The sequence below is a fragment of the Enterobacter cloacae complex sp.6700776 genome (assembly GCF_048284255.1).
In the GTDB taxonomy this organism is placed as follows: Bacteria; Pseudomonadota; Gammaproteobacteria; order Enterobacterales; family Enterobacteriaceae; genus Enterobacter; species Enterobacter intestinihominis.
This window is the reverse complement of the sequence record NZ_JBLVYK010000014.1, coordinates 1-19541: the sequence shown is the minus strand read 5'-3', so window position 1 is coordinate 19541 and position 19541 is coordinate 1. Positions and strand designations below refer to the sequence as shown.

Genomic DNA, 19541 nt, shown 5'->3' with positions numbered 1-19541 from the left:
AACGCACCTCTACAGCGGTTTGGTGAAGCGGAAATGGCTTAGCGTATACCCTTCACGAACATAAAAACGGTGCGCGTCCACGCGCTTCACGCTGGTGGAAAGCTCGGTCAGCTCGGCGCCTGCCTGGCGTGCGATCTCCTCTGCCCAGGCCAGCAGCTGGCTGCCCACTTTCAATCCGCGCGCCTGCGGCATCACCACCAGCTCCTGGATCTCGCCGACCCAGCGGGCGTGGTGCAGGTGAAACTGCATGTGCAGGCCGATCATCCCGATGATCTTCCCGTCCAGCTCGGCCAGCTGGTAGCGCATATTGTGATCCTGCAAGTTGGCCAGATACCCGGCGTGAAACGCCTGATGATCGAACTCGGCCTGCTTAAGTTCGCAGATCAGAGCGTAAACGATCGGCGCATCGTCGGCGGTGGCGGGGCGAAGCTGGCAGTCAGGCATGCTGTTTCTCCTTCTGGCGAATAAGCGATAGAAAGGTCTCGACTGACTGTAGCAAACTTCCGTCGTTATTGAGGAGATGGCAACCCGACGGGGTGTAGCGCGCCGCCCGTTCCAGCCGCTGGTCGATCTCGCGCGCGTTTTCGCGTCCCCGCTTTTGCAGCCGGCTATGCAGAACCTCCGGGGAAACCTGCAAACAGACCGGGAGCAGCGCCGCTTCGTACCGGGCGCGAGCCTGCGGGAGATGCGCCCGTGAGCCGTTAACCAGCACGTCGAACCCCGCATGCAGCCAGAGGTCAATCTCAATGCCGACGCCATAGTAGTAACCGTTGGCATGCCAGCTTAGCGCCAGCAAGTTTTGTCCGGCGCGGGTAAAAAACTCCTGCTCGCTCAGGGCGATATGGTTTTCGCTTCCGGCGTTGGCATCGCGCGTGATATAGCGGTGCGCCACCAGCAGCTGTGAGTGTTCCCGCTGCCGTAACGCCGACAGCAGGCTGTCCTTCCCGGAGCCGGACGGGCCCATTAACCAGATGAGTCTTCCCATCAGAATACCCTTTTTCCCTGACGCCAGACGTGGTCGATATGAATGTGCTCGCCCTTACGGTGCGCCAGCACCAGATCGGCCCGTTTCCCCTCGGCAATTTCCCCGCGATCGTGAAGATTGAGCGCGGTGGCCGGGTTTTTCGTCACCAGGCGAATCGCCTGCGGCAGCGTGAAGCTATTGCCTTCGTCGTCCGCGACGCGGAAGGCCGCGTCCAGCAGGCTGGCGGGGTAATAGTCAGATGAGAGGATATCCAGCAGGCCGAGGGAGGCGAGCTTGCTTGCCGCCACGTTTCCGGAGTGCGACCCGCCGCGCACGATGTTCGGCGCACCCATTAGCACGTTCATGCCATGCTTACGCGATGCCTCTGCCGCCTCGAACGTGGTGGGAAATTCGGCGATCACGCTCCCAAGCTGGTGGGATTCGCGGACATGATCGTGCGTGGCGTCATCATGGCTGGCCAGGGCAATATGACGGTCACGGCACATCGCGGCAATGGAGAGACGATTCGGCTGCGACCACCGCGCCGCAAGCTGGAGCTGCTCTTCTTCATAGCGCGCCATCTCGGCATCATTGAGCGCGTATTTGCCCTGATAGTATTCGCGATACTTTTCAATGTTGGCGAACTGGCGCTGCCCCGGCGAGTGATCCATCAGGGAAACCAGCGAGACCGGCTCGCGGCCCACCAGCTTTTCAAACAGCGGCAGGGTGGTGTGGTGCGGCAGCTCGCAGCGCAGGTGCAGGCGGTGCTCGGCGCGGTTGAGGCCGCGCTTTTGCGTCTCCTCCACGGCGTTGATCATCTTCTCCAGGTTCTCCAGCCGATCGCCGCCGTCGCGCACGTCGCCAATCGCCACCGCGTCCAGCACCGTGGTGATGCCGCTGGCGACCATCAGCGCGTCGTGGCTGCTCATCGCTGAATGAGCAGGCCAGTCCACCTTTGGGCGCGGGGTGAAGAATTTATCGAGATTATCGGTATGCAGCTCAATCAGCCCCGGCAGCAGCCAGCCGCCTTCGCCGTCCATCGCTTCAGGAGTGCGGCTCCGGGTTTCGGCAAAGGCGCGGATGACACCGTCCCGGACCTCAACCGAGCCGTTCACGACCTCATTTTCCAGTACCAGCCTGACGTTATTGATAATCATACGTTTGTCCCCATCGGGTGCAGTCTGTCCGCCACGCGATGGCGTACGGCGTCGTCGTGGAAGATCCCGACGATCGCCGCGCCGCGCGCTTTGGCCTGTTCGATCAGTTCCATCACCGCTGCGCTGTTTTTACTGTCGAGCGAGGCGGTGGGTTCATCCAGAAGTAAAATCGGGTAATCGACGATAAAGCCGCGGGCGATGTTCACGCGCTGCTGTTCGCCGCCGGAAAAGGTCGACGGGGCGAGGTGCCACAGACGCTCCGGTACGTTGAGACGCGTCAGCAGGCTGGCGGCTTTAGCGGCGCAGGTTTCGCGCGGTACGCCGAGATCCAGCAGGGGCTGCATGACCACGTCCAGGGCAGAGATCCGCGGGATCACCCGCAGGAACTGGCTGACCCAGCCGATCGTCGAGCGGCGTACTTCCAGCACCTTGCGCGCGGGAGCCTGGACCAGATCGACCCATTCATTGTTATGGCGGATATGGATATGGCCTTCGTCCGGCAGGTAGTTGGCATACAGGGAGCGCAGCAGGGTGGATTTTCCGCTGCCGGAATGGCCATGCAGCACCACGCATTCGCCGTTGCTGACCTCTAATGAGGCATTTTGCAGTACCGGCAGGCGGACACCGTTTTGCTGGTGGAGCACAAAGGTTTTACTGACATTTTCAACGTGGATCATTTTTGCCTCGCGATTCGTTTTGCCGGGTGGCGGCTTCGCCTTACCCGGCCTACAGGTGCGCTGTTCGTAGGCCGGGTAAGCGCAGCGCCACCCGGCAACAGCGCCCTCAGTTCTGCAACACCGACGACACCAGCAGCTGGGTGTACGGATGATGGGGATCGTCGAGCACCCGGTCGGTCAGCCCACTTTCCACCACCTGACCCTGCTTCATCACCAGAAGACGGTCCGCCAGCAGGCGCGCGACGCCTAAATCATGGGTGACAATCACCACCGCCAGGTTCAGCTCCACCACCAGGCCGCGCAGCAGGTCGAGCAGGCGAGCCTGCACGGATACGTCCAGCCCGCCGGTCGGTTCGTCCATAAACACCAGCTTCGGATGGGTGACGAGATTGCGGGCAATCTGTAAACGCTGCTGCATGCCGCCGGAGAAGGTGGTCGGCAGGTCGTCGATGCGCGAGGCGGGGATTTCAACTTCCTCCAGCCAGTGCTGCGCCGTGGCGCGGATATTGCCGTAGTGGCGTGCGCCGGTGGCCATCAGCCGTTCGCCGATGTTGCCCCCCGCTGACACCTGACGGCGCAGGCCGTCCATCGGGTGCTGATGCACCACGCCCCACTCGGTGCGCAGCAGGCGGCGGCGCTCGGCTTCGCTCATGCCGTACAGCGATGCGCCCTCATACAAAATGTCGCCATTCTGCGGCGTCAGGCGCGCGGAGATGGACTTCAGCAGGGTGGTTTTACCGGAGCCGGACTCGCCGACGATGCCCAGCACTTCGCCCGGCCACAGCTCAAACGACACGTCGCTAAAGCCTTTGCCCGGCGCATAAAGGTGAGTCAGGTTGTTAACCGAAAGCAGCGGTTTCATTGGCTGTTCGCCTCGCTCTGTTGGCGGCAGTAATCGGTGTCGGAGCAGACAAACATCCGTTTGCCCGTGTCGTCCAGCACCACTTCATCCAGATAGCTGTGTTTGGATCCGCAGATGGCGCACGGCTCGTCCCACTCCTGCACCGTAAACGGGTGATCGTCGAAATCCAGGCTCTCTACGCGGGTAAACGGCGGTACGGCGTAGATGCGTTTTTCACGTCCGGCACCAAAAAGTTGCAGGGCGGGCATCATGTCCATCTTCGGGTTATCGAATTTCGGGATCGGCGACGGGTCCATCACGTAGCGGCCGTTCACCTTCACCGGGTAGGCGTAGGTGGTGGCGATATGGCCGAAGCGGGCGATGTCCTCATACAGTTTGACCTGCATGATCCCGTACTCTTCCAGGGCGTGCATGGTGCGGGTTTCGGTTTCCCGCGGCTCGATAAAGCGCAGCGGCTCCGGGATCGGCACCTGGAAAATCAAAATCTGATCTTCCGTCAGCGGGGTTTCCGGGATGCGGTGACGGGTCTGGATCAGCGTCGCGTCTTCGGTTTTTTCAGTGGTGTTGACGCCCGTTACGCGCTTAAAGAAGTTGCGGATCGACACGGCATTGGTGGTGTCGTCTGCCCCCTGGTCGATGACCTTCAGCACGTCCGCTTCGCCAATCACGCTGGCGGTGATTTGAATACCGCCGGTGCCCCAGCCGTAGGGCATCGGCATTTCGCGGCCGCCGAACGGCACCTGGTAGCCGGGGATCGCCACAGCCTTAAGGATGGCGCGGCGGATCATGCGTTTAGTTTGCTCGTCCAGATAGGCAAAGTTGTAGCCGCTTAAGTTAGCCATTGGCGCGCTCCCGTTGCAGGCGTTTCAGCAGTTCCAGTTCGGCCTGGAAATCGACGTAGTGCGGCAGCTTGAGGTGCGAGACAAAGCCCGCGGCCTCAACGTTATCCGCGTGGGCCAGCACGAACTCTTCGTCCTGTGCCGGCCCTGCAATATGCTCGCCGTAGTCCGGCGCCTGGAGCGCACGGTCAACCAGCGCCATCGCCATCGCCTTGCGCTCGCTCAGGCCATACACCAGCCCGTAGCCGCGGGTAAAGTGTGGATCTTCATTTTCTGGCGCGACAAAACCGTTGACCATTTCGCACTCGGTCATCAGCAGTTCGCCGATGTTCACCGCAAACCCCAGCTCTTCTGGCACAATTTCGACATCGAGATAGCCGCTGCGGATCTCTGCCGCGAAGGGGTGGTTGCGCCCGTAGCCGCGCTGCGTGGAGTAGGCCAGCGCCAGCAGATAGCCTTCGTCGCCGCGCATCAGCTGTTGCAGACGGGACGAGCGCGAACAGGGATAGACCGGCGGCGTGCGGGTGATGTCATCCGGTGTGCTGCCGGTGTCTTCTTCCGCCTTCGCCAGCCCCTGGTTTGCCAGCAGGCTAAAGACGTGCGGGGAGGCGTCTTGTTCAGCGTCAGAGGCGCTGAGCTGCGGTGTTTCACCGTTTGCCAGCAGAGCGAAGTCCATCAGACGATGGGTGTAGTCGTAGGTGGGGCCAAGCAGCTGGCCGCCAGGAATATCTTTATACACCGCAGAAATACGGCGCTCTAAACGCATTTCCGCCGTATTTACCGGCTCGCTCACCGCCAGCTTCGCAAGCGTTGTGCGGTAAGCGCGCAGCAGGAAGATGGCTTCCACGTTATCGCCGCTGGCCTGTTTCAGCGCCAGCGCCGCCAGCTCACGGTCCGCGATGCCGCCTTCGGTCATCACGCGGTCGACGGCCAGGTTTAACTGCTGTTCAATCTGTGCGACGCTCAGCTCGGGAAGAGCGTCATCCCCCCGGCGTCTGTGCGCCTGCAAGGCATGGGCGGCGGCGATCGCCTTCTCGCCCCCTTTGACGGCAACGTACATCAGCACACCTCCACGTGAGTGGTTCGCGGGATCGCCAGCAGGCGCTCGCCGCAGGTCAGGATCAGGTCGATACCGAGCGGGAACGGATGCGGGCGCTCGGTCAGCTCATGGATGATGCACTCCGGCAGCTGGGGGGCGACCATCCGCTCGTCGGCGATGCCTGCACCCGTCAGGCGAAGCATGCGACCACCGCTCAGGCTGGAGACCTGCAAAATCAGCGTGGCGCTGGTTTCCGGGGCGACGGCGCTGCCTTCGCTCAGGGCGTTAAGCTGCTCGTGGCTGATTTGCTCGTCTGCCACGGCGAAGACCGCCTGCTGGGGCTGCTCGACCAGCGGCGCGTTGGTGTGAAAGCGCAGGTTCTGGCTGGCGATATCGTTCAGCAATGCCCCTGACAGCCATACCGGCGTGTCGTTGTCCGCCAGCGTCAGCAGCACGCTGGTAGAGGCGAGATTCAGCGGCAGCCAGCCCTGCGAAAGCTGGTGCAGCGAGACGATCACGCCGGGCTCGCTCATGGCTTTCAGCAGGCGACGGAAACTCTGTTGGGCATCCTGGACGGCCAGGGTAAAGGCAGGTTGAAGCGTCATGCGTTGTCTCCGCGAACGAGCGTAAAGAAGTCTACCCGGCTGGTATTCACTTCGGCCTGCCGCGCGGCAAGGCGTGCGGCGCGGTCAGCTTCCAGCGGGGCAATAAGGGTTTCCATTAAGGTCTGAAAATGCGGCTGTTCCTGTAAAAGCGCGTCGATAACCGCGCAGCGCTCGGCGTGCGTTTTGTCGCGTCCAAGTACGTAGCCGTAGCCCAGCGTGCCGCTGCTCAGGCGGATCACCGCGCGGGTGAGGGTGGCATCGCCGGCGAAGAAGCGCTCGCCGGTGCCGCCCATGCGTGCCTGGATCTGCACCAGGCCGATCTCCGGCGCGCGGATCGTGTCGTAGTCCGGCGTCAGGCCGAGCGCGTTCATGCGGGCAGCCAGCGCAGCAGGCTGGCTGTGGGCCAGCACGCGCATCCAGCGCTGACGAGTGGAGGTGTCGAAGTGCATTCAGTGCTCCATGGTAAATTCAATCATGTCGGCGCGGGTCAGGCTGACGGAGTATTCCGTTGCGTTGACGTCGCCGTCACGGTGGTTGAGGGTGCGCACGCAGAGCAGCGGGGCCATGTTGGGGATCTCCAGCACCTTGCTCTCTTTAGCCTGCGCGCGGCGGGCGCTGATGCGCGTCTGGGTGCGTTTGAGCGCGATACCCGTCGCCTCCTGAAGAAAATCATGCAGGGAACCGCTGGCGAAATGTTGCAGCACGGGCCAGAGGGAGAGGTCCGCGAAGTAGTGGTCGATCTGACAGACCGCCACGCCGTTCACCCGGCGCAACGTGCGCAGGTGAACGACGTTGTCGCCCTCCTGAATCCCCAGCGCGTCCGCTACGTGGCGGGAGGCCGGGCGCAGGACAGACAGCAGCTTTTCGCTGGTGGGGTGGCTGCCCTGATCGAGCAGGTTCTGGCTAAAACGCGCCTGAGCATTGAGCGGGTAGTCAAACGGACGCATCAGCACCAGCACGCCGACGCCCTGACGACGCTGGACCCAGCCGCGTTCCACCAGCTGATCGATGGCGCGACGCAGGGTGTGGCGATTCACTTCGTAGCGGTCGGCAAGCTGCTGCTCGGCAGGCAGGTAGTCGCCGCACCGATAGTGCGTGCGCAGCTCCACTTCGAGCTTTGCCGCAATCTCTTGCCAGCGGGTAGGGTAACTGGTCGGATGTCTGGATAAGTGCATACCAATCAAAGCCTCGCTTCTCAGATGAAGTGCTTACGCAAGCGTTGAGAGAGGAAATCCAGCAGACTGACGGTGACGATGATGAGCACCATCAATGCGCAGGTTTGCTGGAACTGGAAACCGCGAATCGCTTCCCACAGGGTGACGCCAATACCGCCTGCGCCCACCATGCCGACCACGGTGGCGGAGCGAACGTTGGACTCGAAGCGGTATAGCGAATAGGAGATGAGCAGCGGCATGACCTGCGGCAGGACGCCGTAGAGGATCTCTTCGATTTTGTTCGCGCCGGTTGCGCGGATGCCTTCCACCGGGCCGGGCTCGATGGCTTCAACCGCTTCGGAGAGCAGCTTGGAGAGTACGCCGGTGGTGTGGATGAACAGCGCCATCACGCCAGCGAACGGACCCAGGCCGACGGCGACCACGAACAGCATCGCAAAGACCATTTCGTTGATGGCGCGACAGGCGTCCATCAGGCGACGCATCGGCTGGTAGATCCACCACGGCACGATGTTTTCGGCGCTCATCAGGCCAAACGGAATGGAGAGGATCACGGCGAGGGCGGTGCCCCAGACGGCGATTTGCAGGGTGGTGGCCATTTCACTGAGGTAGTCCTGCCACTGGCTGAAGTCCGGCGGGAAGAAGTCGGCGGCGAAGGTCGCCATGTTGCCCGAGTCCCTGAAGAGCAGCAGCGGATCCATCTCCGCGCCCTTCCAGGAGATAACGAGCACCGCCAGCAGAACGGCCCAGCTTATGAGCGAGAACCAGCTGCGCTTTGGCGGCGGGAGGGTGATGGTTTGCATGTTGGCTCCTTAATCTGTTCTCCCTCTCCCTGTGGGAGAGGGGACTTGAGTTACTGCACCGCTTTATTCACGCTGGTCATCGCCCCGAGCGCGGCGGTCAGGCGGTCGAGATCGTCCAGCTGCGCCTGAATTTCCGACACTTTGCTGGTTTTCTCTTCTTCCTTCAGACCTTTGTTGTCCTTCACGCCCTGCATCTGTTTAAACAGCGCCAGCTGGCGAATCGGCACCAGCTGCAAATCGCTGGACGCGCGGAACGGTGCCCAGCCCAGGTGCGCCAGCACCGCTTTCTCTTCCGGCGTTTTGCCGTAGTTCATAAAGAAGTCGTAGACCTTGTCTTTGGTGCTTTCGGAGAGGTTTTTACGCCACACAATCGGGTCGCCCGGGATCAATGGCGATTTCCAGATCACCTTCAGCGCTTTCAGCTTGTCCGGCGCGGAGGTCTTCAGCTTGTCGAGGTTTTCAGTGTTGTTGGTGGCAACGTCTACCTGCTTGTTCGCTACGGCCAGGGCGTTGGTTTCGTGGCTGGCGTTGACCGTGCGCTTGAAGTCGCTGGCGGAGATGTTGTTTTTCGCGAAGACGTAGTAACCCGGGACGAGGAAGCCGGACGTAGAATTCGGGTCGCCGTTACCAAAGGTCAGCTCTTTGCGTTTGGCGAGCATATCGTTGAGGTTGTTGATCGGGCTGTCTTTGTTAACGATCAGCACGCTCCAGTAGCCCGGGGAGCCGTCTGCTGCAACGGTCTGGGCAAAGACCTGGCCGTTGGCGCGATCTACCGCTTCCATGGCAGAGAGGTTGCCGTACCAGGCGATGTCGACTTTGTTGAAGCGCATTCCCTGGATAATGCCCGCGTAGTCCGGGGCGAAGAAGGCGTTCACTTTGATCCCCAGTTTGGTTTCCATATCTTTCAGGAACGGTTCCCACTGCGGCTTCAGGTTTTGCTGTGATTCCGTTGAAATGATGCCAAAGTTCAACGCTTTTTCCTGTTCCTCTGCCCAGGCCGGGCTTAACAGGGTGCTGATGCTGAACATGCTGGTGAAGGCCAGCGCGGCAACGGCTTTGTAGTTCATTTCCATTCCTCGTTATCGGGGCGTTAAGCAGCCTGCGCGCGTTCTTCGACGCGGTTTACGCTGCGGTAGAGATGATCAAAACGTTCGTTATCAAACTGATGGCTGGCGCCATCGAAGAACACGTGGCCCTGACGCAGGGCGACGATGCGCTCGCAGTAGCGCAGGGCGTAATCCACCTGATGCAGCGTCACCACCACGGTGATGCCGTCGTTCTGGTTGATGTCGCGCAGGGTTTCCATCACGATGCGGGCCGATTCCGGATCCAGCGAGGCGATAGGCTCATCGGCCAGAATGATTTTGGCTTTCTGCATCAGGGCGCGGGCGATGGCGACGCGCTGCTGCTGTCCGCCGGAGAGCGTTGAGACGCGCTGGTGGGCAAAATGCGCCATGCCGACGCGGGTCAGCGCCTGTAAGGCTTCTTGTTTCTGGGAAGGGGAGAACCAGCGCAGGCAGGTGCGCCAGAACGGGGTGCTGCCGAGCGCGCCAATCAGCACGTTCTCGAGCACCGTCAGGCGGTTCACCAGGTTGAACTGCTGAAAGATATAGCCCGTCTGCGCGCGGCTTTTGCGAATATCGCTCGCCAGACGCCCCGCATGTTGCACGGTGTTACCCAGCAGCTCGACGCGGCTTTCCGGCGTTTTGTCACAGGTAATGAGGCCGCTTAAGTGACGAAGAAGGGTGGATTTTCCTGAACCGGATGGCCCCAGCAGCGCCACCATTTCGCCCTGCTGGACGGTCAGATCAACGGCATGCAGCGCCTTGTTGTGATGGAAGGTTTTGCTCAGTTTCTCGACGCGAATGACAGTTTGCATGTGCTGGGCCTCACGATAAATGTGGCCTCATGCTGGCGTATCAATATGACATTCAGGTTAAGTGTTGGTTGCGGGAGTTTGAAGAGTTGAGGGGGATTTGATGACAATCACCGTAGGCCCGGCCAGCGCAGCGCCACCGGACGCTGTTGCCGGATGCGCTGCGCTTATCCAGCCTACGATTTAACGACGTTAATCATCCACGGCACGCCGTATTTGTCGGTCACAGTGCCGAATCCGTGCGCCCAGAAGGTCTCCTGCCAGGCCATTTCAATATTGCCGCCATCGGCGAGGTTGTCGAACCAGCGCTTGCCTTCCGACACATCCTGGGTGTCGAGCACCAGTGTGAAACCCGCGTATTGCGCGCTGCTGCCAGGCGGTATCCCGTCGCTCATCATAATGTCGCTGCCCGCGATGCGGACGTTAGAGTGGGCGATGGCGGTATCCGGGAAGTTCATGCCGGACGGACAGCCTTCTTCGCTGTTTTCGTCTTTAGGCATTTCGCCGAAGGTGATTTTGTAGAGGAGTTCTGCGCCGACGGCCTGCTGATAGAAGGCGGTGGCCTCCGCACAGTTGCCGGCGAAAGAGATGTAGGGACTTAACGGCATAATCTTTACCTCACGTAAGAAAAGCCCGTTAAGTGTAGTTCCCGAACGCCCGGTAAGCGAAGCGTCACCGGGCGGGTCAATCAGTTCTTTTTCACGAACTCAGATTTCAGTTTCATCGGACCGAAGCCGTCAATTTTGCAATCGATATTATGATCGCCTTCAACAAGACGGATGTTTTTCACTTTGGTACCAATCTTCAGCATGGAAGAACTGCCTTTTACCTTCAGATCTTTCACAACGGTAACGCTGTCGCCGTCTGACAGCAGGTTGCCGTTCGCGTCTTTCACAATCAGCGTATCGCTGTCCTGCGCAGGCTCCGCATCGTTCCATTCATGGGCGCATTCCGGGCAAACGAACATGCCATTGTCTTCATAGGTGTATTCAGAATTGCATTTCGGGCAGTGTGGAAGTTGCATGTTGGTATCCTCAAAAGTGTTAACACGCTGGAAAACGCCAGCTAAATGACGGCAGTGTGCCGAAAAAGGCAGCGAGTATAACGCAAATCCCCACTTTTGTCGGTGATATTGTTTTAGAAAAATAGCGCAAAAATGCGTAAAAGATGACACGAACTGTCAGTGAATTAAGGGAAGCTTATGCCCTGCACGGCAGTGATCGTTATGATGATAAATATATCGAATATTTTATTACAGCAAATTGCTACGCTGTGCCATTTCGGATAAGGTGAAGGAACAAACCGTTATTTATCTATCCTTTCTGATGCTATACATCTTTTGGTGTCAGGGAATACCTCTCTTTTTTGGTGGGTAAATAACGATGATATCTCCTGATGTTTCCTGAAAATGCGTTTTGTCTATTTACTTTTGGTCTTCTGACCAGAGGGATGTTTTACACGTATTAGAAGGGTGAGATTTAAATTCTCATTATCTTCAGTTACTTGTATTAAATGAACATGTTTTCCATACGTGATCATATAAGCCTGAACAGTATAATTAAAAAAACGTGGCTTAATAAAAGTAATAAATTTGCGTTAAGGGAAGGCTTTTATCATGCACACACAGACCATATTTGAATTAAGCCAGGAAGCCGAACGTTTGTTACAGCTGGCTCTGAACAATCTTGATTCATTAAAATCAATGCCGATTGCAAAGCTGGATAGCACAGCCGCTGCCATGAGCGGCGTTAATAACAACGTTTTGCCATTACATTTTAGCGCGCGGGGTGTCGACGCTCAGCAGGCGTTGCTGAATAACGAATTACGCAAAATAACCCGCCTCGAAATGGTGCTGGCGATTGTGGGTACCATGAAAGCGGGAAAATCGACCACCATTAATGCGATTGTGGGTACGGAAGTGCTGCCGAACCGCAATCGTCCGATGACGGCGCTGCCCACGCTGATCCGCCATACGCCGGGCCAGAAGGAGCCGGTGCTGCATTTTTTGCACGTTGCGCCCATTGATACCCTGATTTCCCAGTTGCAGACGAAATTGTGCGATAAAGATCGCGGCAAGCTGGCGCGGCGTCTGGAAATCGACAAGGACATGAATACGCTGCTGGAGCGCATCGAAAGAGGTGAGGCGTTCGGAAAACATCACCTGGGCGCGGAGCCCATCTTTCATTGTCTGAAAAGCCTGAACGATCTGGTGCGGCTTTCTCAGGCGCTGGGCGTGGAGTTTCCTTTTTCTGAGTACGCCGCGATTGAACATATTCCGGTGATTGAGGTGGAATTTGTGCACCTCGCCGGTCTGGATGCGCACCTGGGGCAACTGACGCTGCTCGACACGCCGGGGCCGAACGAGGCCGGTCAGCCGCACCTGCAAAAAATGCTCAGCGAGCAGCTGGCGCGCGCCTCCGCCGTGCTGGCGGTGATGGACTATACCCAGCTTAAATCCATTTCCGACGCCGAGGTTCGGCAGGCAATTTCGGCGGCGGGGAAATCCGTGCCGCTTTACGCCCTGGTCAATAAATTCGATCAGAAAGATCGTAACAGCGACGATGAAGAGCAGGTACGGGCGATGATTTCCGGCACGCTGATGAAAGGGAATATTTCTCCGGGACAAATTTATCCGGTCTCTTCCATGTGGGCCTACCTGGCAAACCGCGCCCGCTATGAGATGAACACCCATGGGCGGCTTCCCGATCATCAGGATCAGCGTTGGGTGCAGGATTTTGCCGAGGCCGCGCTGGGCCGCCGCTGGCGTACGGCCGATCTCGACGATAGTGACCATATTCGCCATGCGGCGGATCTGCTGTGGGAGGATTCGCTGTTCGAACAGCCCATCCGCAAGCTGATTTACGCGGCTTACGCCAACGCCTCGCTGTTCGCCCTGCGGTCGGCATCGCATAAGCTGCTGAACTATGCGCAAAATGCCAGAGAATACCTGGATTTTCGCCATCAGGGACTGACGGTCGCCTTTGATGAGCTGGAGCGGAATATTAAGCGCCTGGAAGAGGACATGGCGATGCTGCGTCAGCGGCAGAGCGTAGTGAGCGATGAGGTCCAGCATGAAGTTGAAGAGGCGCTCAACGCAGCGGATACATTTCTGCTTAGTCAGAAAGGTGAACTTCACCAGGCGCTGGACGACATGTTTAGCCGCCCGTTAATTCTTGATTTAGCCGGGCGCGAGCCATCCAGCATGCGTACAGACGACACGGATGAGAACCAGCAGCTGGTGCTTGACGATGAAGGGCAGGCACAGATTGTCCTGAGCAAGATCCGATCGTCATGCGAGCAGATTTTGCTGAATGCGCAGAGCAGAATTAGCCGGGAGCTGGCGTTACGCTTCGATCAGCTGGAGTCTACGCTCGCCCGATCGTTGAATGAGGCGATGCGCCCCATCGAGATGCAAATTAAGGAACAGCTCAGTCATGCCGGCTTTCGGGCGCGGATTAGCTTTCCGGCGTTTCAGGCAAACCAGCTTAACTTCAATACGCGCGGCTTATTTAATGATGCCATTGTGCAGGACACCCCTCCCGCCAGTCAGCCTGCAGGGGCGGGCAGCGTACGTAATACCGTCTCGCGCTGGCTCAATCATCCCGGCTGGGGCTGGGAAGCGTATGTGGAGACGCGCACCCGATATGTCATCGATATCGCTCAGCTTCATGGCAAATTTACGCAGCATACCGATCAGTTTTGCGATCAAATACGTAAAGCTTTGGCCGCGCAGGTCGATGTCTCTGTTACGGCAGGTATGGCAACGTTTTTTGCAGAGTTTTCGTTGTGCCTGACCGGGTTACAGGAAAGCTTGCGTGATAGCCTTGCCGTGCGGCAGCAGAATGAGCATTCAACCCGGGCGCTTAGCCAGTTGTTGAAGCAAAGTATGACCACAGCGGCGTGGATTCAGGAAGATACCCGACTGTTACGCGATGATATTCAAACCTTATTCGCGGCAGAGCAACCATGACAACACAGCTACTGGACGGTCCCGGGCGGACGCTGGAGTGTATTCATCCAAAATTTATGGTCGATTTGGTCCAGGGGGCGGATGCTGCTCGTCACACCCTCCTGGGGCCACAGCAACTGCAATTTCGTGAGCGTTTGACGCAGGAGATCGTTACGCAGACCCGGTTGCGGCCATGGGCAATGGCGGGAATGCTCAACGAAAATGCAGCACTGCGGCTGGGTCTGGCGGAGAAACTGGCCGGTATGCTCGACCCCGGACACCTGGCGCTGACCCGCATGTCCGACAAGCTGGTAGCCCTGCGCCAGCAGGTTAATCCACGCCTCCCTCAACCTTCCGGATTGTTGCAACAGTACGAGGCGCTCTCCGCACATTTCAACCAGCGTGCCGCCTATAAAGAGAAAGCGCTCGCGCAGCGCGGCCTTACGGTTCAGGCGGGTGAGCACAGCGAGCAAATTTTTACCCGCTGGCGAGCCGGGCAGTATGACGGCTGGTCGCTGGCTGGCCGCTGCTTTATCGTGCTGGAAGAGTTGCGCTGGGGCGCGTTTGGCGATGCCTGTCGTCTGGCGAATAGTGATGTGGCGGCCATGCTGAAAGATAACCTGCGCAGCATGGCCGCAAACTATCTGGCACAGGGGATTAACGCTTCTCCCACCACCCGGCATTTTTACCATCAGTGGCTGACGACGCCCGCTTCTCCTGGTCTGATGGATTATAAAGATATGCTTGGCTGGCTGGGGGACTGGTGTCAGGCGGATAAACATCCGGTGAGCTGGTCAGTGACGCAGAGCTGGCAAACGGTCGCGCTGGGTATGCCGAGACTCTGTTCGGCAAAACGACTGGTGGATGGCATGGTGGAAGAGATATTTAGTGCGTGATTGCCCCCTCTTTTTAAGGAGGGGGCGAACGGCTTAGTGGTGCATTTCTACCGCTTTCGGCTCTGCCTGGGTCTCCGGAACCTGTCCAAAACGTCTGGCGTACAGCGCCGTGATGATCGGGACCAGAATCGCCGTCACAATCACGCTGGCGGCAACCAGGGCCGTGGCGGAAGCCGCCACCGGTTCAAAGGCCGGGTTAATCTGGGCGATAATCACCGGGTTAGCTACCGCAGCGCCTGCGGCCGACGAGGCGGCCACACCTGCGGTTCCGTTACCGCCCCCAATGACGCGGTCTGCAATAATTAGCGGGATACCCGTGATGACGATGACGGCAACACCCAGCACAATACCCAGCAGGCCGGTTTCCAGAATCACGTTCAGATTGATGGTATTGCCCAACGCGAAGCCGAAGAACGGGATCAGTACCGGGGTGGCTTTGCTGAAGAAATCGCGCAGATCGTGATCGAGGTTGCCTAGCGCAAAACCAATCAGGAACGGCAGGATCGCCCCGACAAAATGGTGGGGTTCAAAGGAGGCAAGGCCGGCAGAACCCAGAATCAGCATGGTCATCAGCGGACCCGACTCCAGGGACATCAGCACGAACGCGCCTGATTCTTCTTTGGTGCCATATTGATTCATCAGGCTGGCATAGAGACCGCCGTTGGTCATATCCATTGCTGAAACAATGGCCAGAACGGATAATCCGGCGAAGAATCCGGTCTGTATGCCATTCTCCGGAATGAACATCGCGCAGATCATGGCAACGACCCAGGCGACCGCAATTTTAGTAATGACCAGCGTCCCTGATTTACGTAATACCGTACCAGTTGCACGTAAATTAATAGATGCGCCGATGCAAAAGAACCAGACTGCCAGAATCGGCACCGTTCCGGTGATCATACCTTTTGTAAAACCGCCAAAATAAGCACCGGTATTCGGGGCCAGCGTATTTAATATCGCGCCAAGTACCAGCGGGACCAGCATCATCCCGCCCGGGATGCGTTCTATTGTTGCTTTAATCTTCATCATTAACCCTCACATCTCGCCCGCGTGGCTGGCGGAAATCTCAAAAAATAGATCAACAAATTCAAATGATTGCCTTTCTTGAAGACCAATCGATTCGTTACTTATGCTGTAAAGCGAAATTCAGGTGCTTAGCATTCCTTCATTTGAAAGCCGCTGGGATATTGTGTTCGGGTTTATCATGCGATCTTTGGAATTGCGATTCAATGAAAATAAAACACTGTTTTAGTTATCTGCGTCACATATTGAATGTAAACAGGAATGCCCGCTGTTAATAATTAAATTTTGTGTAAATTCGATGTGAAGAAATGTGATTGTTTTTTGTTTTAAGAGGAATAATAACGGGTGTTAAGATGTGCTTGATAAAGGGGGTGAGAATGACCTTATTTATCGTGAATTGACAAAACCTGAAGCCAACTTACGAACCGGAAAAATATATGTGAAGTTGATCACATATATAAACGCTGGTAGGGTTAAAAGGTCTTTAACTGCCCAGACAGGCGTCAACAGGTTCGGTTGTATTGCGGTAAAACGTCAATGTAAGTAAACCTGCTACGCTTGAATAAGGAGATTCGCATGGAGCGGATCTCTGGTTCACAGCTTGCAAATGCGCTGTGAAACGGACGGGGCTGAGTCTACGAGGAAAGCTATGCTTAGAAGGAAAAAAGTAAAACCCATCACGCTGCGCGATGTCACCATTATTGATGATGCGAAACTGCGCAAAGCGATTACGGCGGCCTCGCTCGGTAATGCGATGGAGTGGTTCGATTTTGGTGTCTACGGCTTTGTTGCCTATGCGCTTGGTAAAGTGTTCTTCCCCGGTGCCGATCCCAGCTTGCAGATGATTGCCGCGCTGGGTACGTTCTCTGTTCCCTTCCTTATTCGCCCTCTCGGTGGCCTGTTCTTCGGCATGCTGGGTGATAAATATGGTCGCCAGAAGATCCTGGCTATTACTATTGTCATCATGTCGATAAGTACATTCTGTATCGGCCTTATTCCGTCCTATGCGACCATTGGTATATGGGCACCGATCCTGCTGTTGATCTGTAAGATGGCGCAGGGCTTCTCCGTTGGCGGCGAATATACCGGTGCATCGATTTTTGTCGCTGAGTATTCTCCGGATCGAAAACGCGGCTTTATGGGCAGCTGGCTCGACTTTGGTTCGATTGCCGGGTTTGTCATGGGCGCGGGAGTTGTGGTTCTGATTTCAACCGTAGTGGGTGAAGAGAACTTCCTCGACTGGGGCTGGCGTATTCCGTTCTTCCTGGCGCTGCCGCTTGGCATCATCGGTCTTTACCTGCGTCACGCCCTGGAAGAGACGCCTGCGTTCCAGCAGCACGTTGAAAAGCTGGAGCAGGGCGACCGTGAAGGGTTGCAGGATGGCCCGAAAGTGTCGTTCAAGGAGATTGCGACCAAACACTGGCGCAGCCTGCTGACCTGTATCGGTCTGGTGATTTCCACCAACGTGACCTATTACATGCTGCTGACATACATGCCGAGCTATCTGTCGCATAACCTGCACTACTCGGAAGACCACGGTGTGCTGATTATTATCGCCATCATGGTAGGCATGCTGTTCGTGCAGCCGATTATGGGTCTGCTGAGCGACCGCTTTGGCCGTAAGCCATTCATTATTCTCGGTAGCGTCGCACTGTTCGCGCTGGCAATCCCGGCCTTTATTCTGATTAACAGCAATGTGCTGGGGCTGATTTTCGCCGGTCTGCTGATGCTGGCGGTGATCCTCAACTGCTTTATCGGGGTGATGGCTTCTACGCTACCGGCAATGTTCCCGACGCATATTCGCTACAGTGCGCTGGCGGCAGCCTTTAATATCTCCGTTCTGATTGCGGGCCTGACGCCGACGCTTGCTGCTTCACTGGTGGAGAGCACGCAGAACCTGATGATGCCTGCTTACTATCTGATGGTTATTGCGGTGATTGGCCTGATTACCGGTATTACTATGAAGGAGACGGCGAACCGTCCACTGAAAGGGGCAACGCCTGCGGCGTCCGATATTCAGGAAGCGAAGGAGATCCTGCGCGAGCACTACGATAACGTAGAGCAGAAGATTGAAGATATTGACGCAGAGATTGAAGAGCTTCAGAAAAAACGTTCTCGCCTGGTTGACCAGCATCCGCGAATTAACGAGTGATAAAAAACCCGCCGCTGGCGGGTTTTCTTTTATTAGCATCCTGCGGCGATATAGTCGCCGCTGGCGCTGACGGGGATCACCGTCAGGAAGAGGATAGTTGCGAACAGTATCAGAACAACTCCTCCGGCTATTTTGACCATCGGCATTACCCAGTTCAGGGAAGTGCCGCCACTAAACCAGGCTACTGTGCGTTCACGCGCGTAACGTACTGCCAGCGACAGCCCCATAATCGACAACGCCGTTCCCAGCGACATTGTCATCACAGCAGCAATTCCCCAGCTAATAATGCCGAGCGCATTCGAGAACATCAGGATCATAATTGCTCCGCTGCACGGGCGTGCGCCAATGGCCAGCACCACGCCCAGACGGGTTTTCCAGTCGCTTTTAGCCAGATCCACCCCTACGCCGTGATGGCCGCAGCCACAGTGTTCATTATGCTGATGATGCGGCTTGATGGCGCTAATCGCCATTTTGCGCGGACGCAGGCTGCTGAGCGCCTGATAAATGATAAACGCACCGAAGGCGGCAATCAGTAAGGCGCTGATTTTCTCGACGTACCAACGGCTGGTACTGATATCCCCTGACGCGAGGTTCAATCCAACCGCCAGGATAAACACAAAGAGGATCGCGCTGACGCCCTGCATCAGGCTACCGATAAACGGTACGACGCGCGCCGCGAGCTGGCTCTCTTTATTGGTGCTGAGATACGTGGCGACGATAAATTTGCCGTGTCCTGGTCCAACGGCATGGAGTACACCATAAAGAAACGCACCGGTTAACAACCACAGCCCACCGCTGTACTGATGATTATTAAGTTGCAGCAAATACATCACCAGATAACGGTGCAGGGTGATCTGAGCGGCGAGGCACCACTGAATAAAAGCATTCCAGTGCGTATGCAGTGCGAAACCTGCCATAAGTAACACCAGCACGGCGAGCCCGGCGGTTGGGATACGCCAGTCACGTTGAAGTCGTTGTGTCGTCATCAGGTTGGTCTGCGAGAGGAATATTTGCCGCTAGTATAGTGTTCAATTAGCGGGATCGCACCGGGATCGTCAATGGATTGTGGATAACTCTGTGCGTAAAAGGGTATAAGGCGGGGTTTTGCTGGGGAATACAGCAGTCAGTCATTTTTTTGCAACTTTTCTGTTGCGGTCGCTCGGGAACTCCCTATAATGCGCCTCCATCGACACGGCAGATGTGAATCACTTCACAGACTACCCGGTCGGTTGAAGAGAAAAAAATCCTGAAATAACGGGTTGACTCTGAAAGAGGAAAGCGTAATATACGCCACCTCGCGACAGAGCGCTGAAGCGCGTCGCAACTGCTCTTTAACAATTTATCAGACAATCTGTGTGGGCACTCAAAGTGACATGGATTCTTAACGTCCTCGGACGAAAAATGAATACCAAGTCTCTGAGTGAACATACGTAATTCATTACGAAGTTTAATTCACGAGCATCAAACTTAAATTGAAGAGTTTGATCATGGCTCAGATTGAACGCTGGCGGCAGGCCTAACACATGC

Annotated in this window: 20 protein-coding genes; 3 read left to right on the top strand and 17 right to left on the bottom strand. The window is 57.0% G+C overall.

The window, feature by feature from the left end; translation table 11 throughout:
• Positions 1-9: 9 nt before the first annotated feature.
• The 15 genes from phnO to ACNQ0T_RS17400 form a co-directional block, all read right to left on the bottom strand.
• On the bottom strand, positions 10-444 hold the full coding sequence (gene phnO / locus ACNQ0T_RS17470) for an aminoalkylphosphonate N-acetyltransferase (protein WP_417930272.1): 435 nt from the start codon (positions 442-444) through the stop codon (positions 10-12).
• Positions 437-988 carry a ribose 1,5-bisphosphokinase gene (phnN, locus tag ACNQ0T_RS17465; RefSeq protein WP_108368006.1) on the bottom strand — a complete coding sequence of 184 codons (552 nt, stop codon included), beginning with the start codon at positions 986-988 and terminating at the stop codon, positions 437-439. Before phnN ends, phnO begins: the two co-directional genes overlap by 8 nt.
• Complete coding sequence (gene phnM, locus ACNQ0T_RS17460; RefSeq protein WP_417930271.1) at positions 985-2121, bottom strand: alpha-D-ribose 1-methylphosphonate 5-triphosphate diphosphatase; 1137 nt, start codon at positions 2119-2121, stop codon at positions 985-987. The genes phnN and phnM overlap by 4 nt, the downstream gene beginning before the upstream one ends.
• Positions 2118-2798 carry a phosphonate C-P lyase system protein PhnL gene (phnL, locus tag ACNQ0T_RS17455; RefSeq protein ID WP_022646780.1) on the bottom strand — a complete coding sequence of 227 codons (681 nt, stop codon included), beginning with the start codon at positions 2796-2798 and terminating at the stop codon, positions 2118-2120. Before phnL ends, phnM begins: the two co-directional genes overlap by 4 nt.
• A 106-nt stretch (positions 2799-2904) precedes the next feature.
• Positions 2905-3660 carry a phosphonate C-P lyase system protein PhnK gene (gene phnK / locus ACNQ0T_RS17450; protein WP_006177354.1) on the bottom strand — a complete coding sequence of 252 codons (756 nt, stop codon included), beginning with the start codon at positions 3658-3660 and terminating at the stop codon, positions 2905-2907.
• Positions 3657-4502, bottom strand: a complete 846-nt coding sequence (gene phnJ / locus ACNQ0T_RS17445; protein ID WP_022646781.1) for an alpha-D-ribose 1-methylphosphonate 5-phosphate C-P-lyase PhnJ — start codon at positions 4500-4502, stop codon at positions 3657-3659. Before phnJ ends, phnK begins: the two co-directional genes overlap by 4 nt.
• Positions 4495-5559 (bottom strand): carbon-phosphorus lyase complex subunit PhnI, encoded by a 1065-nt coding sequence (locus ACNQ0T_RS17440; protein WP_022646782.1) that lies wholly within the window; start codon positions 5557-5559, stop codon positions 4495-4497. Before ACNQ0T_RS17440 ends, phnJ begins: the two co-directional genes overlap by 8 nt.
• Entirely contained in the window at positions 5559-6143 is a 585-nt protein-coding gene (gene phnH, locus ACNQ0T_RS17435; RefSeq protein WP_003860219.1) for a phosphonate C-P lyase system protein PhnH, read from the bottom strand. Before phnH ends, ACNQ0T_RS17440 begins: the two co-directional genes overlap by 1 nt.
• Positions 6140-6592: a phosphonate C-P lyase system protein PhnG gene (gene phnG, locus ACNQ0T_RS17430; protein ID WP_023299115.1), complete on the bottom strand. Its 453-nt coding sequence runs from the start codon at positions 6590-6592 to the stop codon at positions 6140-6142. Before phnG ends, phnH begins: the two co-directional genes overlap by 4 nt.
• Positions 6593-7318, bottom strand: coding sequence for a phosphonate metabolism transcriptional regulator PhnF (gene phnF / locus ACNQ0T_RS17425; RefSeq protein WP_022646784.1), 726 nt, complete (start codon positions 7316-7318; stop codon positions 6593-6595).
• A 20-nt stretch (positions 7319-7338) separates the two neighbouring features.
• Positions 7339-8118, bottom strand: coding sequence for a phosphonate ABC transporter, permease protein PhnE (phnE, locus tag ACNQ0T_RS17420; protein ID WP_022646785.1), 780 nt, complete (start codon positions 8116-8118; stop codon positions 7339-7341).
• Between the two features lie 50 nt (positions 8119-8168).
• Positions 8169-9185 (bottom strand): phosphonate ABC transporter substrate-binding protein, encoded by a 1017-nt coding sequence (gene phnD / locus ACNQ0T_RS17415; protein ID WP_022646786.1) that lies wholly within the window; start codon positions 9183-9185, stop codon positions 8169-8171.
• A gap of 23 nt (positions 9186-9208) precedes the next feature.
• The gene (gene phnC / locus ACNQ0T_RS17410; protein WP_003860210.1) at positions 9209-9997 is read right to left on the bottom strand and encodes a phosphonate ABC transporter ATP-binding protein; all 789 of its coding nucleotides are present in this window, start codon (positions 9995-9997) and stop codon (positions 9209-9211) included.
• A gap of 173 nt (positions 9998-10170) precedes the next feature.
• Complete coding sequence (yjdN, locus tag ACNQ0T_RS17405; RefSeq protein WP_022646788.1) at positions 10171-10602, bottom strand: VOC family metalloprotein YjdN; 432 nt, start codon at positions 10600-10602, stop codon at positions 10171-10173.
• An 80-nt stretch (positions 10603-10682) separates the two neighbouring features.
• Positions 10683-11018 (bottom strand): zinc ribbon domain-containing protein YjdM, encoded by a 336-nt coding sequence (locus ACNQ0T_RS17400; protein WP_022646789.1) that lies wholly within the window; start codon positions 11016-11018, stop codon positions 10683-10685.
• A 591-nt stretch (positions 11019-11609) separates the two neighbouring features.
• On the opposite strand from ACNQ0T_RS17400, the gene crfC reads away from it, so the two are divergent.
• Together crfC and ACNQ0T_RS17390 are read left to right on the top strand one after the other, a co-directional pair.
• Positions 11610-13964, top strand: coding sequence for a clamp-binding protein CrfC (gene crfC / locus ACNQ0T_RS17395; RefSeq protein ID WP_417930270.1), 2355 nt, complete (start codon positions 11610-11612; stop codon positions 13962-13964).
• Positions 13961-14839 carry a diguanylate cyclase regulator RdcB family protein gene (locus tag ACNQ0T_RS17390; RefSeq protein WP_022646791.1) on the top strand — a complete coding sequence of 293 codons (879 nt, stop codon included), beginning with the start codon at positions 13961-13963 and terminating at the stop codon, positions 14837-14839. Before crfC ends, ACNQ0T_RS17390 begins: the two co-directional genes overlap by 4 nt.
• 33 nt (positions 14840-14872) lie before the next feature.
• On the opposite strand, the gene kdgT is transcribed toward ACNQ0T_RS17390, so the two are convergent.
• The gene (gene kdgT / locus ACNQ0T_RS17385; protein ID WP_022646792.1) at positions 14873-15865 is read right to left on the bottom strand and encodes a 2-keto-3-deoxygluconate transporter; all 993 of its coding nucleotides are present in this window, start codon (positions 15863-15865) and stop codon (positions 14873-14875) included.
• A 646-nt stretch (positions 15866-16511) separates the two neighbouring features.
• Here kdgT and proP point away from each other — a divergent pair.
• Positions 16512-18014 carry a glycine betaine/L-proline transporter ProP gene (gene proP, locus ACNQ0T_RS17380; protein WP_022646793.1) on the top strand — a complete coding sequence of 501 codons (1503 nt, stop codon included), beginning with the start codon at positions 16512-16514 and terminating at the stop codon, positions 18012-18014.
• A 32-nt stretch (positions 18015-18046) separates the two neighbouring features.
• On the opposite strand, the gene ACNQ0T_RS17375 is transcribed toward proP, so the two are convergent.
• Positions 18047-19000, bottom strand: coding sequence for a nickel/cobalt transporter (locus ACNQ0T_RS17375; RefSeq protein ID WP_022646794.1), 954 nt, complete (start codon positions 18998-19000; stop codon positions 18047-18049).
• Positions 19001-19541: the final 541 nt, after the last annotated feature.

Excerpts from the sequence above, each read along its gene's own strand:
- phnJ (WP_022646781.1), bottom strand. The coding sequence starts at position 4,502 with ATGGCTAACTTAAGCGGCTACAACTTTGCCTATCTGGACGAGCAAACT.
- yjdN (WP_022646788.1), bottom strand. The coding sequence starts at position 10,602 with ATGCCGTTAAGTCCCTACATCTCTTTCGCCGGCAACTGTGCGGAGGCC.
- phnF (WP_022646784.1), bottom strand. The coding sequence starts at position 7,318 with ATGCACTTATCCAGACATCCGACCAGTTACCCTACCCGCTGGCAAGAG.
- ACNQ0T_RS17390 (WP_022646791.1), top strand. The coding sequence starts at position 13,961 with ATGACAACACAGCTACTGGACGGTCCCGGGCGGACGCTGGAGTGTATT.
- phnG (WP_023299115.1), bottom strand. The coding sequence starts at position 6,592 with ATGCACTTCGACACCTCCACTCGTCAGCGCTGGATGCGCGTGCTGGCC.
- phnH (WP_003860219.1), bottom strand. The coding sequence starts at position 6,143 with ATGACGCTTCAACCTGCCTTTACCCTGGCCGTCCAGGATGCCCAACAG.
- phnD (WP_022646786.1), bottom strand. The coding sequence starts at position 9,185 with ATGAACTACAAAGCCGTTGCCGCGCTGGCCTTCACCAGCATGTTCAGC.
- phnC (WP_003860210.1), bottom strand. The coding sequence starts at position 9,997 with ATGCAAACTGTCATTCGCGTCGAGAAACTGAGCAAAACCTTCCATCAC.
- ACNQ0T_RS17440 (WP_022646782.1), bottom strand. The coding sequence starts at position 5,559 with ATGTACGTTGCCGTCAAAGGGGGCGAGAAGGCGATCGCCGCCGCCCAT.
- phnK (WP_006177354.1), bottom strand. The coding sequence starts at position 3,660 with ATGAAACCGCTGCTTTCGGTTAACAACCTGACTCACCTTTATGCGCCG.
- crfC (WP_417930270.1), top strand. The coding sequence starts at position 11,610 with ATGCACACACAGACCATATTTGAATTAAGCCAGGAAGCCGAACGTTTG.
- phnL (WP_022646780.1), bottom strand. The coding sequence starts at position 2,798 with ATGATCCACGTTGAAAATGTCAGTAAAACCTTTGTGCTCCACCAGCAA.
- ACNQ0T_RS17375 (WP_022646794.1), bottom strand. The coding sequence starts at position 19,000 with ATGACGACACAACGACTTCAACGTGACTGGCGTATCCCAACCGCCGGG.
- phnO (WP_417930272.1), bottom strand. The coding sequence starts at position 444 with ATGCCTGACTGCCAGCTTCGCCCCGCCACCGCCGACGATGCGCCGATC.
- kdgT (WP_022646792.1), bottom strand. The coding sequence starts at position 15,865 with ATGAAGATTAAAGCAACAATAGAACGCATCCCGGGCGGGATGATGCTG.
- proP (WP_022646793.1), top strand. The coding sequence starts at position 16,512 with ATGCTTAGAAGGAAAAAAGTAAAACCCATCACGCTGCGCGATGTCACC.
- phnE (WP_022646785.1), bottom strand. The coding sequence starts at position 8,118 with ATGCAAACCATCACCCTCCCGCCGCCAAAGCGCAGCTGGTTCTCGCTC.
- phnM (WP_417930271.1), bottom strand. The coding sequence starts at position 2,121 with ATGATTATCAATAACGTCAGGCTGGTACTGGAAAATGAGGTCGTGAAC.
- ACNQ0T_RS17400 (WP_022646789.1), bottom strand. The coding sequence starts at position 11,018 with ATGCAACTTCCACACTGCCCGAAATGCAATTCTGAATACACCTATGAA.